The sequence below is a fragment of the Streptomonospora nanhaiensis genome (genome assembly GCF_026642255.1).
Taxonomy (GTDB): Bacteria; Actinomycetota; Actinomycetes; order Streptosporangiales; family Streptosporangiaceae; genus Nocardiopsis; species Nocardiopsis tropica.
Genome location: NZ_CP113264.1, coordinates 7,024,224 through 7,038,942 on the forward strand (window position 1 = coordinate 7,024,224; position 14,719 = coordinate 7,038,942).

13 protein-coding genes and 1 tRNA gene are annotated in these 14,719 nt (G+C 74.5%); 4 read left to right on the top strand and 10 right to left on the bottom strand.

The genetic code is table 11. The annotated features are described in order from the left end of the window. The first annotated feature begins 6 nt into the window (after positions 1–6). Positions 7–696 (top strand): response regulator, encoded by a 690-nt coding sequence (locus OUQ99_RS30365; RefSeq protein ID WP_267947176.1) that lies wholly within the window; start codon positions 7–9, stop codon positions 694–696. A 44-nt stretch (positions 697–740) separates the two neighbouring features. Here the strand turns inward: OUQ99_RS30365 and OUQ99_RS30370 are convergent, their stop codons facing one another. The 7 genes from OUQ99_RS30370 to OUQ99_RS30400 all read right to left on the bottom strand — a co-directional run bounded on the left by OUQ99_RS30370 (position 741) and on the right by OUQ99_RS30400 (position 8,608). Continuing rightward, entirely contained in the window at positions 741–3,185 is a 2,445-nt protein-coding gene (locus OUQ99_RS30370; protein WP_267947177.1) for an FtsX-like permease family protein, read from the bottom strand. After that, positions 3,185–3,934 (bottom strand): ABC transporter ATP-binding protein, encoded by a 750-nt coding sequence (locus OUQ99_RS30375; RefSeq protein ID WP_267947178.1) that lies wholly within the window; start codon positions 3,932–3,934, stop codon positions 3,185–3,187. The genes OUQ99_RS30370 and OUQ99_RS30375 overlap by 1 nt, the downstream gene beginning before the upstream one ends. A 131-nt stretch (positions 3,935–4,065) precedes the next feature. After that, entirely contained in the window at positions 4,066–4,842 is a 777-nt protein-coding gene (locus OUQ99_RS30380) for an MBL fold metallo-hydrolase (RefSeq protein ID WP_267947179.1), read from the bottom strand. Between the two features lie 31 nt (positions 4,843–4,873). Further along, positions 4,874–5,950 (bottom strand): ABC transporter ATP-binding protein, encoded by a 1,077-nt coding sequence (locus OUQ99_RS30385; protein ID WP_267947180.1) that lies wholly within the window; start codon positions 5,948–5,950, stop codon positions 4,874–4,876. Then, entirely contained in the window at positions 5,947–6,708 is a 762-nt protein-coding gene (locus OUQ99_RS30390; protein WP_267947181.1) for an ABC transporter permease, read from the bottom strand. Before OUQ99_RS30390 ends, OUQ99_RS30385 begins: the two co-directional genes overlap by 4 nt. Next, positions 6,705–7,562 carry an ABC transporter permease subunit gene (locus tag OUQ99_RS30395; protein ID WP_346660225.1) on the bottom strand — a complete coding sequence of 286 codons (858 nt, stop codon included), beginning with the start codon at positions 7,560–7,562 and terminating at the stop codon, positions 6,705–6,707. The genes OUQ99_RS30390 and OUQ99_RS30395 overlap by 4 nt, the downstream gene beginning before the upstream one ends. Continuing rightward, the gene (locus OUQ99_RS30400; protein WP_267947183.1) at positions 7,562–8,608 is read right to left on the bottom strand and encodes an ABC transporter substrate-binding protein; all 1,047 of its coding nucleotides are present in this window, start codon (positions 8,606–8,608) and stop codon (positions 7,562–7,564) included. The genes OUQ99_RS30395 and OUQ99_RS30400 overlap by 1 nt, the downstream gene beginning before the upstream one ends. A gap of 218 nt (positions 8,609–8,826) precedes the next feature. On the opposite strand from OUQ99_RS30400, the gene OUQ99_RS30405 reads away from it, so the two are divergent. Continuing rightward, positions 8,827–9,837 (top strand): LacI family DNA-binding transcriptional regulator, encoded by a 1,011-nt coding sequence (locus OUQ99_RS30405; RefSeq protein WP_267947184.1) that lies wholly within the window; start codon positions 8,827–8,829, stop codon positions 9,835–9,837. Between the two features lie 254 nt (positions 9,838–10,091). Here OUQ99_RS30405 and OUQ99_RS30410 read toward each other — a convergent pair. The 3 genes from OUQ99_RS30410 to OUQ99_RS30420 form a co-directional block, all read right to left on the bottom strand. Next, a tRNA-Ser gene (locus OUQ99_RS30410) sits at positions 10,092–10,180 on the bottom strand. A 214-nt stretch (positions 10,181–10,394) separates the two neighbouring features. After that, positions 10,395–10,748 carry a hypothetical protein gene (locus tag OUQ99_RS30415; protein ID WP_267947185.1) on the bottom strand — a complete coding sequence of 118 codons (354 nt, stop codon included), beginning with the start codon at positions 10,746–10,748 and terminating at the stop codon, positions 10,395–10,397. Positions 10,749–10,814: 66 nt separating this feature from the next. Continuing rightward, positions 10,815–11,576, bottom strand: a complete 762-nt coding sequence (locus OUQ99_RS30420) for a L,D-transpeptidase (RefSeq protein WP_267947186.1) — start codon at positions 11,574–11,576, stop codon at positions 10,815–10,817. Between the two features lie 228 nt (positions 11,577–11,804). On the opposite strand from OUQ99_RS30420, the gene OUQ99_RS30425 reads away from it, so the two are divergent. Together OUQ99_RS30425 and OUQ99_RS30430 are read left to right on the top strand one after the other, a co-directional pair. Continuing rightward, positions 11,805–12,512: a response regulator transcription factor gene (locus tag OUQ99_RS30425; protein ID WP_267947187.1), complete on the top strand. Its 708-nt coding sequence runs from the start codon at positions 11,805–11,807 to the stop codon at positions 12,510–12,512. Then, the gene (locus OUQ99_RS30430; protein ID WP_267947188.1) at positions 12,493–14,685 is read left to right on the top strand and encodes an ATP-binding protein; all 2,193 of its coding nucleotides are present in this window, start codon (positions 12,493–12,495) and stop codon (positions 14,683–14,685) included. Before OUQ99_RS30425 ends, OUQ99_RS30430 begins: the two co-directional genes overlap by 20 nt. Positions 14,686–14,719: the final 34 nt, after the last annotated feature.

Below are 14,719 nucleotides of genomic sequence, written 5' to 3' on the forward strand. Positions count from 1 at the left end.
CCGGCCATGGTGCGAGTCCTGCTGGTGGACGACGAGGCGATGATCCGCGCCGGTGTGCGTTCGATCATCGCCAACGACCCGGGGATCGAGGTGGTGGCGGAGGCCGCCGACGGCCGGGAGGGCGTCGAGATGGCACGTGCGTACCGCCCCGACGTCGCCCTGGTCGACATCCGCATGCCGGTGATGGACGGGCTGGACGCGGCGGCCGAGATGCGGCGCGTCGCACCGGGAACGGGCGTGGTCATCCTGACCACCTTCGGCGAGGAGGAGTACGTGCTCCGGGCCCTCGCCGGAGGCGCCGACGGGTTCCTCCTCAAGACGGGCGACCCCCGTGAGCTGATCCTGGGGGTCAGGGCCGTGGCCGAGGGCGGCGCGTTCCTCTCCCCGCGGGTGGCACGGCGGGTCCTGGACGAGCTGGACCGCGGCCGGGCTGCGGAGCGCCTCGCGGCCGGTGGGCGGGTGAGCGGCCTGACCCGACGCGAGCGCGAGGTCCTGGCCCTGCTCGGCGCGGGGCTGTCCAACCTGGAGATCGGTCGCAGGCTCTTCCTCGTGGAGGGCACGGTGAAGGGTCACGTCAGCACGATCCTCAAGCGCCTGGGGGTCCGCAACCGCGTGGAGGCGGCGGTACTGGCGCACGAGGCGGGCCTGGTCGACCACGCCGGGAACGCCCCCGGGCCCCTTCCGGACGGCGGCTGAGGGGCCCGCCGGGGTCCGCACCGCGGGGCGGACCCCGGCGCCGGTCAGTCGGCGCCCAGCCCCTCGGCCGGGGCTATCCGCGCCGCCCGCCGGGAGGGGAGCACGGTGGCCGCCGCCGCGATGACCAGGGCGGACACGAGGACGAGTGCCAGCTCCGCCCAGGGAACAGCGACGACGAGGGGTGCGGTCCCCCCGATGACCGCGTTCACCCCGACCAACCCGTAGGGAATGCCGATCACGAGCCCCAGCAGTGCTCCCAGGACGGCGATGACCGCAGCCTCCACCGCGAGTGTGCTCCTCAGCCCCCCTCTGGTCAGTCCCAGTGCCCGCAACAGGGCCAGTTCCCGCGTCCTCTCCAGGACGGACAGGCTCAGGGTGTTCGCCACTCCGAGGCTGGAGATGACCATCGTGACCAGGAGCATCGCCAGCGACAGGTTGACGAGAACGTCGAGGACGTCGGTGAGGCCGGTCCGTTCGGCGAGGGCTCCGCTCAGCGTGATCGCGGGGTCCGCCCCGGCCACCCGGCTCATCTGCTCGGCAAGGGCGTCGTAGTCGGCCCCGGCGGCGGCCGTGCCCCAGACCATGCCCCGCTCGTCACCCGGGGCGACCGCGTCCAGGGCCTCCTCCCGCACCACGGGGCTCGCGGCCCCGGAGGAGGTGGCGAGTTCGGACGCGTACAGCGTGAAGCGGTGCGCCTCGCCGTCGACGGACAGGTCGACGGTCTCCCCCTGCGCGGCGCCGAGCGCGTTCAGCTGGTCCTCGGACACCAGCATGGCCGGAGCTCCGGTGCCGTCCGCGGCCAGGTCCTCGGCCCCGACGGCCCGCGCCAGCTCGGGGGAGACCCCCACCAGGGTGGTCTCGCCCAGACCCTCGACGGTCACCTGTTCGGTGCGCGGCGTCTCCACCAGCACCAGGTCGTCGATGTCGCGGACCATGTCCACGGTCGCCGCGGGCACCGAGCCGGTGTCCACCCGCGCGCTCACGTCCACGGGGAACCGGTCGTCCAGATCACCGTCGATGGTGGCCCGCCCTGTGCTCGCGGCCGTGGCCAGGGCCGCGATCAGCCCGAGCCCGAGCACCAGGGTGAGGGTGGCCGTGGCCGCCCTGCCCGTGTTGCGCCGGAGGTTGGCCCCCGCCAGCTCGGCGATACCTCCCCGGAGACGCAGCAGGCGGTCGGCCCCTCCGACGAGACGGGAGATCGCGTAGCGCAGGGCCATGAGCAGGCCGACGGCGCCCACGGAACCGCCTGCGATGGACACGGGCAGGTTCTCGGCGAGCATGCCGAACACCATCACCGCCGCACCGGTGGCGGCCGCGGCGAGCCCCACCGCGTGGACGGACCGGAAGCGGACCCCGTTCTGGAGCGGAGCCGAACGCAGTGCCTCGACCGGCGCGGTCCCGGCGGCCTTGCGGGCGGGGAACCACGCGGCGCACACGGTGGTGGCCACACCCGTCAGGAACGCCCCGGCCAGGGCCGGAACACCGACGTGCAGGCCGCCCCCGGTCAGTTCCATCAGCGAAGCGCCCGCGTACCCCGCGCCCACGCCCGCGGCCACACCGATCGCCGAACCGATGGAACCGATGATCAGCGCCTCGGCGAGAACCAGGTTGCGCACCTGGGACCTCTCCGCGCCCACCAGCCTGAGGAGCGCGGTGTCGCGGCGCCGCTGGGAGAGCAGGATGGTGAACGTGTTGGCGATGACCAGGGCGGCCGCGAGCAGGGCGATGAGGGCGAACACGAGCAGGATGAGTTCCAGCTGCTGGGCGCCGCCCGCGAACCGGTCCGCCGCCAGCCGGGACTGTTCCTCCGCCGTCATCGGGTGGAGATCGTCGGGCAGGTCGGCTCCCATGCTCTCGACCACCGCCTCCGGAGAAGTCCCGTCGGCGATGTCGGCCGTGACGCTCAGCGGGCTCTCCCCGGCGAAGAAGCCCTCCGACGTGTAGAACTGGTACTGGACCCCGGTCAGCGGCCGGAATCCGATGTCGGCCGCGCCGACGACGGTCATGTCGGTCGTTTCCCCGTCGCCTACGAGAAGGCTCACGGTGTCGCCCACCGCGAGCCCCGCGGAGTCGAGGGTCGGTGCGTCGGCCACCATCTCGGCGGCGTTCGCGGGCCACTCCCCCTCCGCCAGCTCGAACCACCGGAGTTCGTCCCGGTCGGAGATGCTGTAGAGGTTGGCGGTGGCGCGGATCTCGTCCGTGACGAGCTGGACGGTGCCCGCGTGGAGGGGGGCCGTGGCCGTGACGTCGGGGTGCTCGGCCACCTGCTCGGGCCATCCGGCACCGGGATCGGCCGCCTCCGGATCGCGGTCCACGATCACGTCGGCAGCCGACAGCGGGGCCGCGGCGACGATGCGCAGGCCGGCGGACGAGGTCGCGGCGAACACGGCGGTGGCCGCCAGGAACAGCGTGCCGAGCACGATCGCCGACAGGACCGAGGCGAGCCGGGCGGGGTGGGCGGCGGTCTGCGCCCAGGCGTAGCCGGGCATCAGGCCTCCGTCCGGGCCATGGCGGCCAGTACCTCGTCGGTGGTCGGCCGTTCGAGCGTGCCGTGGAGGGCACCGTCGGACAGCAGCAGCACCCGGTCGGCGTAGGTGGCGGCGACCGGGTCGTGGGTGACCATGACGATCGTCTGTCCGAGCCGGGTGCCCGCCTCGCGCAGCCGGCCGAGGAGTTCGTGGCCGGTGGAGACGTCGAGGGCGCCGGTCGGCTCGTCCGCGAAGACCACCGCGGGCCCGGTCAGCAGGGCTCGGGCGATCGCGACGCGCTGCTGCTGGCCTCCCGACATCTCGGAGGGGCGGTGCCCGAGCCGGTCCCGGATGCGCAGGGAGCCCACGATCTCGTCGAAGAACGCCCGGTCCGGGGTGCGGCCGGAGAGCTTGAGCGGGAGCAGGATGTTCTGCTCCGCCGTCAGGGCCGGCAGCAGGTTGAACGCCTGGAAGACGAAACCGATGCGCTCGCGCCGGAGCCGGGTCAGCCGCCGGTCGTCCAGGCCAGCGAGGTCCGTCCCCTCGACCAGCACCCTCCCCGAGGTGGGCGTGTCCAGCCCGGCCAGCAGGTTCATGAGGGTGGATTTTCCGGAGCCGGAGGGCCCCATGACGGCGACGAACTCGCCGCGGGAGAAACCGAGGCTCACCCCGGCCACCGCGGTCACCGCCGTCTCGCCCCCGCCGAACCTCTTGACGAGGTCGACCGCTTCGAGAGCGGTGTCATCCACTGTAATGGTCTGCTTGTTCATGGAGCCTTCCCTCGTCGGACCTTCGGGGTCCCACGCTAGGAAGACGCGGTGTCGCGCCGACAGTGCCGACCGACGGGGGCCGCCCCCGACGATCGTCGGGGGCGGGCGGGGGCCGGGGCGGGCCGGCCCCCTCAGAAGCGGCTGCCGGGCCTGGCCACGCTCACCTCTCCGGTGAAACCGCGGGCCGCGTGCCTCCTGCCCTCCTCCCACATGCCGGGGTCGGCGAAGTGGGTGAGAACCAGGTGCCCGGCCCCTGCCTCGGCGGCCAGCTCCCCGGCCATCGCGGCGGTGAGGTGGCCGTGGCCGTTCAGTGCCTGGTCGTCGGCCTCCAGGTAGGTCGCCTCGCACACGAACAGGTCGGCGCCCCCGGCCGCGCGCACGACGGCCTCGCAGTACCCCGTGTCGGAGGAGAAGGAGACCACCCTGCCGTCGGGGTCCTCGAAGCGGAGCGCGGCCGAGGGGACGCTGTGGTGGGCCCGGAAGGAGCGGAAGGACGTCCCGGCCGCCTCGTAGCGGGTCGTCCCGTCCATGGCCATCTCCCGGGGCTCGAAGGACTGGGCGATCGGGCTGTTCATCGTGGGCAGCGTCGGGATGCCGAAGACCGCGTCGAAGGCGGCCAGACGCGGGGCCTCCCCCGCCGGGTAGTACAGGGGGATGCGCGGCAGGACCTCGGGGAAGGTCCACCGGTAGGCCCAGGCCATGAGGTCCAGGCTGTGGTCGGCGTGCAGGTGCGTCACCACGATCCCGCGCAACCGGTCGAGCCCGTAGCGCGCGCAGTAGGCCAGCAGGGACCCCGGACCGGCGTCGACCAGCAGGACGCCGTCGCCGGTGTGCAGCAGGTAGCAGGAGGCGGGGCCCTCCGCAGTGGGCGCCGTGGCGTTGGATCCGAGGATTTCGAGTTCGAGCACGGTTGCTCCTTCGTACGGTGGCCTGGCGGTCTCAGGGGGCGGGAACGAGCAGGGTGGCGCGGCCGGGGACGACCGCCAGCGACACGGAGCGGCCGATCCGGGCGTCGGGCGGGACCCGGACCCCGAACACGTGGCCGTGCGCGTCGACCGTGAGGCGGACGGCGTCGCCGACGAACTCGGCGTGCACCACCCGCGCGGTCACCGCGGCCCCGTCGTCGCGGTCGGTGACGGTGAGGCTGTCGTCGCGCAGGAGGAGGCGTGTGCGGCCGTGGCCGGTCGGTCCCGTCCCCAGGTCCTCCGCCGGGATCCTCCACCGCCCGTCGAGCACCGCGGCCCCGTCCGGGGAGCGCTCCGCCTCCAGCAGGACCGCGCCGGCCAGGAAGTCCGCGACGAAGGCGTCGGCGGGGTCCTCCCAGAGTTCTCGGGGGGTCCCGAACTGCACCAGGGTCCCCTCGCGCATCAGGGCGATCCGCGTCCCCAGGGAGAGGGCCTCGCGCTGGTCGTGCGTGACGATCAGCGTGGCGCACCCCGAGGAGGAGAGCATGGCGGACAGCTCCCTGCGCAGGCCGCCCCGCAGCTGGGGGTCCAGGGCCGCCAGGGGCTCGTCCAGGAGGAGGACGTCCGGTTCGACGGCCAGGGCCCGGGCCAGCGCCACGCGCTGGCGCTGGCCGCCGGACAGCTGGCCGGGCCGGCGTCCCGCCAGCTCGGTGAGCCGGGTCAGCTCCAGCATCTCGGCGACCCGTCGGCGCCTGCGGTCCGCCGGGAGCCGTCGGGCGCGCAGGCCGTAGGCGATGTTGCCCGCCACGCTCATGTGCGGGAACACCGCGTAGTCCTGCGGGACCAGGCCCACGCCCCGGCGGGCCGGGTCCAGGTGCGTGATGTCGCGCCCGCCCAGGCCGATGGCTCCCCCCGCGACCGGGGTGAGCCCCGCCACCGCGCGCAGGGTGCTGCTCTTGCCGCAGCCGGAGGGGCCGACGACGGCCACGGTCTCGTCGGGCCGCACCTGCACGGACACCCCGCGCACGGCCTCGGTGTCGCCGTAGCGGATGGTCAGGTCGGACACGGTGAGACCGGGCGCCCCGGTCTCGGGTTCACGGAGATCGGTCACGGAGTGCTCCTCAGGGCGCGCCGCCGGGCCAGCACGATGGCCGTCAGCACCGGGGCGACGAAGGCGATGAAGATGATCGACTGCGCGGACGCGGGTTCGAGCCTCTGTGTGGAGTAGGAGTCGAACAGGGCGAACGGCACGGTGGGCGTGGCGGGCGGGTTGACGAAGAAGGAGATGTTGAACTCGCCGAAGGAGAGGGCGAACACCATCGTCACCGCCTGGGTGAGGGCGGTGAGGCAGCCGGGAACGGTGACCGTGGCCAGGACCCTGGCCGAACCGGCCCCCAGGCTGCGCGCCACCCCTTCGTGGAGGCGCAGTTCCTCGTCCGCCAGCGCGGGGACCAGGGCGGCCAGGGTGAAGGGCAGCGTGAACACCACGTGTCCCATGACCAGCAGCAGCCCGCTGGGGCGCAGTGCCGCGTAGGCGCTCACCAGGGCGACGCTCAGCGCGATGCCCGGCACGGCCAGGGGGACGTTGACGAGGTATCCCGTCAGCCGGGTCAGCGGCGAGGGGTGGCGGGCCACCCACCAGGCCAGGGGTCCGGAGAGGACGAGGTTGACCGCCACCACCAGCGCCGCCACGGCGAGGCTGCGGACGATGACGGGGGCGAGCGGGGGCCAGGCGTGGGCGAACCAGTCGAGCGTGAACCCTCCGCCCCAGGGCCCCTGCGAGAAGTCGACGCTGGTGGCGACCACCAGGGTCGCCAGGATCGGGATGAGGACGAAGGCGCAGACGGCCCGGGTGACGGCGCGGTTCACGAGGCCACCGCCCGACCGACCAGGCGCCCCAGGCCGCGTCCGAGGACCAGCGCCGCGACGGCCATGGCCGCCAGCAGCACCGCCAGGGTGGAGGAGGCGGCCAGACGGTAGCCGGTGGTCAGTGCGTTGGCCACGTCGAGCGGGAGCAGGCGGATGCCCTCGGAGAGCGTGGCGACCGTGCCGTACCCGCCCAGGGCGATCGCCGCCGCGGTGCCCCCGGTCTCGATGAGCGCGGGAAGCAGCAGGGGCAGGGTGACCGTGGCCAGTACACGCGCCTTGGAGGCGCCCAGGGTGCGGGCGCTCTCGGTGAGCGAGTGCGGCAGCCCGGCCGCGGCGGCGCGCAGCGGCCCCAGGACGCGGGGCAGCGAGAAGTAGACGTAGGCGACGAGGAGGCCGGGCAGGGTGTAGGCCAGGCCGGCGAACCCCTCCCACAGCGGTGCGAGCAGCCCGGTCCTGCCGTTGAGCACGATCGCGAAGAACCCGATGATGATGCCGGGGAGGGCGATCGGCAGGGTGAGCAGGGCGTCGGTGGAGGCGCCTCCGGCCCCGGCGCGGTCCTGCCGTGCCTGGTGCAGCACGACGGGGACGGCGATCACGAGCGTGGCCAGGACGGCCACCCCGGCGACCAGCGCCGACGCGGCCAGGGACTCGCGGACGGACGCCGAGGCCAGGGCGTCGGCGTAGTGCTCCAGGGTGGGTCCCCCGTCGGCCGGGGCGCTGCCCAGGCCGAGGGAGTTGCCCACCAGCACCGCGACCGGGTAGGCGCTGAACAGGCCGATGACCGCGAGGGCCGGGAGCGCGGCGGTCCACGGGGGCGGCGTGCGAAGGCGCACGCGCGCGGTGCCGGGGGCCACTAGAAGCCGACCTCGCTCTGGTACATGTCGATGAACTCCTGCTGCCGCTCGCCCTGTTCGAGGTAGTCGATGGTGATCGCGCGCTCGTAGTCGGCCTCGGGCAGGACCTTGTCCTCGAGCTCCTCCGGCATCCCGCCGACCACCGGGCGCATGTACCCGTCCGCGAAGAGGCCCTGGCCCCGCTCGGAGAAGTAGAAGTCCAGGAGCTCCCTGCCGTTCTCGGCGTTGGGGGCGCCCTCGACCAGGCCGACGATGTAGGGGATCTGCAGCGACCCCTCCTCGGGGATGACGACGCTGACGTTCGCGCCCTCGTCCCGGAGCTTGTAGCCGTTGAAGTCGGTGTCGATGAGGATGGGGATCTCGCCCTGGGCGACCTTGGCGGTGGCGGTCTGGGCCGAGGTGGAGGCGCCGTTGTCCTTCAGCTCGGCCAGGTAGTCCAGGCCCGGCCCCCAGTCGGACAGGTCGCCGCCGAGCGCGTGGTTGACCGCCGTCGCGGCGGAGTAGCCCACGGCCGCCTGGGTGGGGTCGAGGTAGCCGACCTTGCCCTCGTAGGCGGGGTCGAGGAGGTCCTCCCAGCCTTCCGGCACGGGCGCGCCGTCCAGGTGGTCCTCGTTGACGATGAAGGCGATCGTGCCGGTGTGGACGGCCGTCCAGTTCCCGTCGGGGTCGCGCAGGTCCTCGGGGACCTCCTCCGCCCCCTCCGGCACGTGGGCCTGGAGGACGCCGGCCTCCACGAGCTGTCCGGCGAAGGCGATCCCGGTGTAGGCGACGTCGGCCACGGGAGCCCCCTTCTCCGCCTGGAGCGCGGCCAGGGCCTGCCCGGAGTTCTTCGGGTCGTTGGGGGCCTGGATCCCGGTCTCCTCGGTGAAGGCGGCCAGGACCTCGCCGTAGTTCCCCCACTCGGCGGGAGAGTTGTAGGTGATGACGGTGCCGCCGTCGCCGGTGGCCGAGGCCGGGGGGAGGTCGGCGTTGCCGCAGGCGGTCAGGGCGAGGACGGCGGTGATCGCGGCCGCACTCAGGACGCCGCGGCCGTGGGCGAGGGTCATGGGGATCTCCGTGGTCGGCGCGGCGCCCGTCGGACACCGCTGTTCCGGATCGTGTGATTAAACGATTAATCAGCACTGTGACCTGCCATGACGCAAACGGTGTCCACGGCTTGAACTCCCGAGGAACAGCGCTCGGCGCTACCAGGCCCGCGCCGGTTCCGGTCCCTGCGGGCACACGGTACTTTTCGAGTCCACGGCCGCCGTCCCCGAGGAGTGCCATGCCCGAACCGACCAAGCGCGCGACCCTGCGGGACGTCGCGGCCGGGGCGGGCGTCTCGGTCGCCCAGGCCAGCTTCGCCCTCAACGGCACCGGCCGCGTGGCCCCGGCGACCGCGGAGCGGGTCCGCCGCGTCGCCGCGGAACTGGACTACCAGCCCGACGGCCGGGCCCGGGCGCTGCGCACCGGACGGCGCTCCGCCTACGGCGTGGTGATCCGGAACATGCGCAACCCCTTCTTCCTGGACGTGCTGCGCGGCATGGAGACCGTCGCGCACCGCAAGGGGGCGCTCCTGCTGATCATGAGCTCGGACTACGACCAGGAGCGGGAGGGAGCCGCGCTGCGCAGGCTCGCCGCCGAGGCGGTCGCCGGGATCGCCATCGCCCCCATCGGCCGGCGCGGCCGCCTCCTGGAGTGGATGGACCGCCACACCCATATCCCGGTGGTGGCCTTCAACTGCACACCGGAGCCCGACCGCGAGGGGGCCGCGAGCCGCCTGTCCACGGTCGGCCCCGACGACGACGCCGCCGTCTCCCTGGCCGTGGCGCACCTGGCGGAGCGCGGGCACCGCGAGGCCGCGCTGCTGACGGCGCCCGAGGCCCTGGCCGCCGACTGGGGACGCGAGGAGTCCTTCCTGCGCCGCTGCGCGGAGCACGGGATGGCCGGAGACGTGGTGCGCGGCCCGCTGGACCACGAGGCGGTGGCCCGCAGGTCGTCGGAGATGATGGCGCGTCCGGGTCACCGCGCCCTCGTCGTCAACTCCGACCACCTGAGCGCCGCCGTCTACGACGCCGCCCGCTCCCGGGGCCTGCGCGTGGGCCGGGACGTCAGCGTCGTGGGCCACGACGACCTGCCCACCTCCGCCCTGCTGGACCCGGGCCTGACCACGATCGCCGTGGAGCGCGAGGCCCTGGGGGAGCAGATCATGGACCTGCTCGTGGAGGGCCCCGGCACCGCCGTGCGGCTGCCCGTGCGCCTGGTGGAGCGGGGGTCGGTCGCGCTCCTGGCATGAGGCGGCCGGGGGCGGCTGCGCGCGGCGGCGGGGGGAGCGGTGCCCGGAGTCGAGGAGCGGCGCCCGGGGGGGACGGCGCGGGCTCCCCGGCGTGGAGCCGGAGCAGCGTGGGCGCGGTGTGGGCCGTCTCCACCGTTCGGCTGATCCCCTGAGACGGGGTGAGACCGCATGCCACGGCGTGCAACTGAGACCAAGACTGAGACCGGGCACGCACGAGGGGCCCCGCGCCGAAGCGCGGGACCCCTCGTGATCTGCGGAGGATCGGGGATTTGAACCCCGGAAGGCGTTGCCACCTAACCGCATTAGCAGTGCGGCGCCATAGACCTGACTAGGCGAATCCTCCTGGCTGTGACAAGACTACAGACACCACGGACCGTTGCGCAAAACGAGGGCCCGGATCGCGGCACGGGGGCGCGCCGCACGCGGGTGGAGCGGCGGAACGGAAGGCGCGCCCCCGGTCCGCCGCTCCCGTGCGGGACCACCGCGCGACGGCCGCGGCACCCCGGCACCGTGTTCCGCGGGGCCGCGGGGCTCGCGCCCCGCGGCCCCGACGGGGGTCAGCCCGTGTAGTTCGGGTCCTGCTCGACCGGGGGCGCGGGGGCGGCCTCGGGCGCGACCGGGTCCGGCTCGACGGAGGCCCCCTCGCCCGGGCTCGGCTCCTCGGAGGGGGCCTCCACACCGGGCTCGGGCTCGGCGCACTCCCCCGGCAGGCCGGCCCCGCCCTCCTCGGGGGCGACCACGCCCTCCTCGGGGGCGACCACGCCCTCGGCGGGATCGGCCGGGACGGGCACCGCCGGGCAGTCGCTCTGGGAGGGCGGGACGGCCGGCTCGTCGGCGGCGAACGCCGGGGCGGCGCCGAACAGGGCGAACGCCGCGATGCCGGCGGCGAACAGGCTGGTCTTCAGACGCATGGTGGGTCCTTCTGGTCGTTCGGTGTGTGCGGGGTACCGCCCCGCGCGGCGGTCCGGGGCCGGGGGTCAGCCGGAGATCTCGACCGGCGTGCCGATCGGCAGGTTCTCCGCCATCCACGTGATGTCGTCGTTGGAGACCCGGATGCACCCGTGGCTGACCTGGCGTCCCAGGGCGTCCTCGTCGTCGGTGCCGTGCACCGCGAGCTGGCCGGGGCCGCCCGCGAAGGTCTCCAGCGTCTCGGAGAAGCCGCTCAGCCCGAAGGCGTAGACGCCGTAGTCGCCGTCCGGGTCCGGGGGCCGGAGCAGTTCGGTGAAGTAGTAGCGGCCGGGCGGGGTGGGGGTCTCGTTCGCCCCCGTGCCGATCACCCCGGCGCGCACCTCCTCCTCTCCGTCGTGGACGGTGAACTCGAAGGCCTCCGTGTCGATCTCGACGCGGAACGCGGTGGTGGACAGCTCCACCTCGTCGCTCCTGATCCAGCCCGTGGAACCGTTGGGCCGGACCGGGAGGAGCACCTCCAGCCACTCGCCCTCGTTCCGTTCGACGAGGAACGTGCGGTCCACCCCGAAGTCGTTGGGGCTCGTGAGGGTCTGCGACGCCTCCGCGTCCTCCTTCTCGGCGTGGACGTCGACCTCCCCGCCGACGACCGTGGCGATCTCGACCGCCTCGGCGCCGGCGTCCCCGCTCGCCCCGGCGGCCGGTTCCCCGGTCCCGGGTGCGTCCTCGGACGCGGGTGCGGACGAGCAGGCCGTGAGAGCGGCCAGGGCCGCGGCGGCCGCGAGTGACGGCAGGGCCCCGGTGGTTCGTCGGGGCGGCGTGGATCGACGCATGGAATCCGTCCGGCTTCGTTCGGGGAGACGTCCGGCGGACCGTTTCCCTGCCGGACGGAATCGAAGAATCGCGGACGGATGTGAAGAACCCGTGTGCCCGTCGTGTGTCTCCTGTGTGGTGACCTGGGGCGGCCCGGAACCGCCGGTCCGGGGCCGGTGGGGGACACGTACGATCGAGCCGCGGCCGGCCCCGGGACCGGCCGCCAACCGAGCCGAGCGGAGGTCGCCGTGTGCGCGCATGTGCTGGTCGCGGAGGACGACGTGAACCAGGCCGACCTGATCCGTCGCTACCTGGAGCACGAGGGCCACTTCGTCCGCGTGGTGCACGACGGGCGCGCCGCGGTCGAGGAGCACCACCGCGAGCGGCCCGACCTGGTCGTCCTGGACGTGATGATGCCGGTCATGAGCGGCCTCGAGGCGTGCCGCACGCTCCGCGCGGAGTCGGACGTCGCGGTGCTGATGCTCACCGCGCGCTCCACCGAGGAGGACCTGCTGACCGGCCTGGACCTGGGCGCGGACGACTACGTGACCAAGCCCTACAGCCCGCGTGAGCTGATGGCGCGGGTGCGCACGCTGCTGCGCCGGTCGCGGCGGGACCCCGACGGTCCGGACCGGGTGCTGCGCGCGGGCCCGGTCGCGGTGGACCCGTCACGGCACGCCGTGCGGGTGGACGGCGAGCCGGTGGAGTGCACGCCGGCCGAGTTCCAACTGCTCGCCGCGCTGGCCGCCCGGCCGGGGCGGGTCCTCACCCGGGCCCAGCTGCTGGAGTACATCCACGGCATGAGCCGGTTCATCACCGAGCGCACGATCGACGTCCACGTGAAGAACCTGAGGAAGAAGCTGGAGCCGAACCCCCGCAAGCCGGTGCGGCTGGTCACGGTCTACGGCGTCGGCTACAAGCTCGTCGGGGCCGGCGATGGCACGTCGCCGGGATAGGGACGCCCCGCGGGCCCGCGGCCGCCGGGCGCGTCCCCGGGCCGGGGGAGCCCTGCGGCACAGCCTGCTGGCGCGCCTCCTGGCCAGTTCGGTGCTGGTGGCGGTCTGCTCGATCACCGCGACGGCCTGGCTGGCGGTGCAGGGGACGTCGGAGTCGATCAGCGTCCAGCAGGGCGAGACCCTGGCGGTGGACACCCGCATCCACGACACCCTCGTCGCGTACGCGGCCACCCACCCCGCGTGGGACGGGGTGGGGTCGACGGTGGAGGAGCTGGCGGACGAGACGGGGCGGCGGATCGCCCTGACGACCGAGAGCCACGGCCTGCTGGCGGATTCGGCGGGCGGTGAACGGCCGCTCCCCCACCGCACGTCCTCGGTGATCGACCCGCTGGCGGTGGACGTCACGCTGGCGTCCGACCTCGCGGGGCGCATCGACCCGCGCGCGGTGGGACCGTTCGCCCTGCCCCGGGAGGACCGGTCCCGGCTGCTGGAGGTCGCGGAGTCGGGCGCGGCCTGCCTGAGCGGGGTGTACGGGCTGGCCGCGGAGGTGGAGGCCGGCCCGAGCGGTCGGCCCGCCGTGACCGGGGACCCGGTGGACGACGCCGTGTGGTCCGACTGCGGGCTCGACGCGCTGGACGAGCCGACCGGGAGCGAGCGGGAGGCCCTGGCGGAGTTGAACCGCCTGGTCGCCTCCTGCCTCGACCTCGGGGAGGGCGGGCTGCCCGGGGCGGAGTTCCGCATGGACGGCGCCGCCGGGGTCCCGGTGGCCGAGCCCGTGGGGGACGGGGCCCCGCCGGCGGCGGACGAGGCGCGCGCCCCCCGGGAACCGGTGGAGGAGCGGCCCGGGGACTCCGGGACCGACCCGGGCGTGCCCGCCGTTCCGAGCGAGGAGCCCGCCGACGGCGAATCGGTCGAGGCGCCCGTGGAGGAGCCGGCTCCGCCCGGGCTCCCGGAGGCGCCGATCGCCCCGGGCCAGGAGGCCCCGGCGCCCTCCCCTGCCCCCGACCCCGTGGCCTCGCCGCCGTCCGAGGAGCCGTCCCCTCCCGCGCCCCCGAGGTTCGACGCGCGCACCTCCGCCTGCCTCGACTCCGGTGTCCGCGAACAGCTCGATCCCTACGTGGCCCCCGCCGCGCTGCTGTTCATCGACGACCCGTCGGAGGAGCCGGAGACCGGCCTGTCCCTGTCCCGCGAGGGCCTCCTGCGCGTCGCCGGGGTGGTGCTGCTGGTACTGGTGCTGACGGTGGTGGTGAGCGTGGCCGTGTCGACCCGCCTCGTCCGCCCGGTCCGCGCGCTGACCGACGCCGTGCGGCGCATGCGCGCCGGGCAGGGGACGGCGCGGGTCGAGGTGAGCGACTCGGGGGAGATCGGGCAGCTCGCGGCCGCGTTCAACGAGATGTCGGAGCACCTGGCGCGGTTGGAGGACCAGCGCAAGGCGATGGTCAGCGACGTCTCCCACGAGCTGCGGACACCGCTGAGCAACCTGCGGGGCTGGCTGGAGGCCGCCCAGGACGGGGTCGCGGACCTGGACCGGGAGCGCATGGGGATGCTGGTCGGCGAGACGCTCCTGCTCCAGGACATCATCGACGACCTCCAGGACCTGGCGCTGGCGGACGCGGGGAAGCTGCGGCTGTCCCCGGAGCCGGTCGACGTGGGCGCCCTGGCGGCGCAGGTGGTGGACGGCCAGCGCCTGCGGGCGGAGACGGCGGGGCTGCGGCTGGTCGTGGAGGTGGAGGACGCGGTGGCCGTGGTCGACCGGACCCGGCTGCGCCAGATGGTCGGGAACCTGGTGGGCAACGCGCTGCGGCACACCCCGGCCCCCGGGACGGTCGCCGTCCGGGTGCGGCGCGCGGACGGGATCGCGGGCCCGGCGGGCGGGCCGCCCCGGGACGGCTCCGGCGGCGACGTCGTCGTGGAGGTGGAGGACACGGGGGTCGGCATCGCACGGGAGGACCTCCCGCACGTGTTCGACCGGTTCTGGCGCGCGGACAAGTCGCGCAACAGGCGCACCGGCGGCAGCGGCCTGGGGCTGGCCATCGTGCGCGGCCTGGTGGAGCTGCACGGCGGGTCGGTCTCGGTGGAGAGCGTGCGGGGCGAGGGGACCGTCTTCACGGTGCGCCTGCCCTCGGCAGGCCCTCCGGACCGGCCGGAGCCGCCGGGGCCGTCGGCGTCCTGAGCCCCCGGCCCGGCGCCTCCGGCCCCCGCGGCGG

Bases quoted from the DNA above. Each gene is read 5' to 3' on its own strand.
- OUQ99_RS30365 (WP_267947176.1), top strand. From the start codon at position 7: ATGGTGCGAGTCCTGCTGGTGGACGACGAGGCGATGATCCGCGCCGGT.
- OUQ99_RS30370 (WP_267947177.1), bottom strand. From the start codon at position 3,185: ATGCCCGGCTACGCCTGGGCGCAGACCGCCGCCCACCCCGCCCGGCTC.
- OUQ99_RS30375 (WP_267947178.1), bottom strand. From the start codon at position 3,934: ATGAACAAGCAGACCATTACAGTGGATGACACCGCTCTCGAAGCGGTC.
- OUQ99_RS30400 (WP_267947183.1), bottom strand. From the start codon at position 8,608: ATGACCCTCGCCCACGGCCGCGGCGTCCTGAGTGCGGCCGCGATCACC.
- OUQ99_RS30405 (WP_267947184.1), top strand. From the start codon at position 8,827: ATGCCCGAACCGACCAAGCGCGCGACCCTGCGGGACGTCGCGGCCGGG.
- OUQ99_RS30415 (WP_267947185.1), bottom strand. From the start codon at position 10,748: ATGCGTCTGAAGACCAGCCTGTTCGCCGCCGGCATCGCGGCGTTCGCC.
- OUQ99_RS30420 (WP_267947186.1), bottom strand. From the start codon at position 11,576: ATGCGTCGATCCACGCCGCCCCGACGAACCACCGGGGCCCTGCCGTCA.
- OUQ99_RS30430 (WP_267947188.1), top strand. From the start codon at position 12,493: ATGGCACGTCGCCGGGATAGGGACGCCCCGCGGGCCCGCGGCCGCCGG.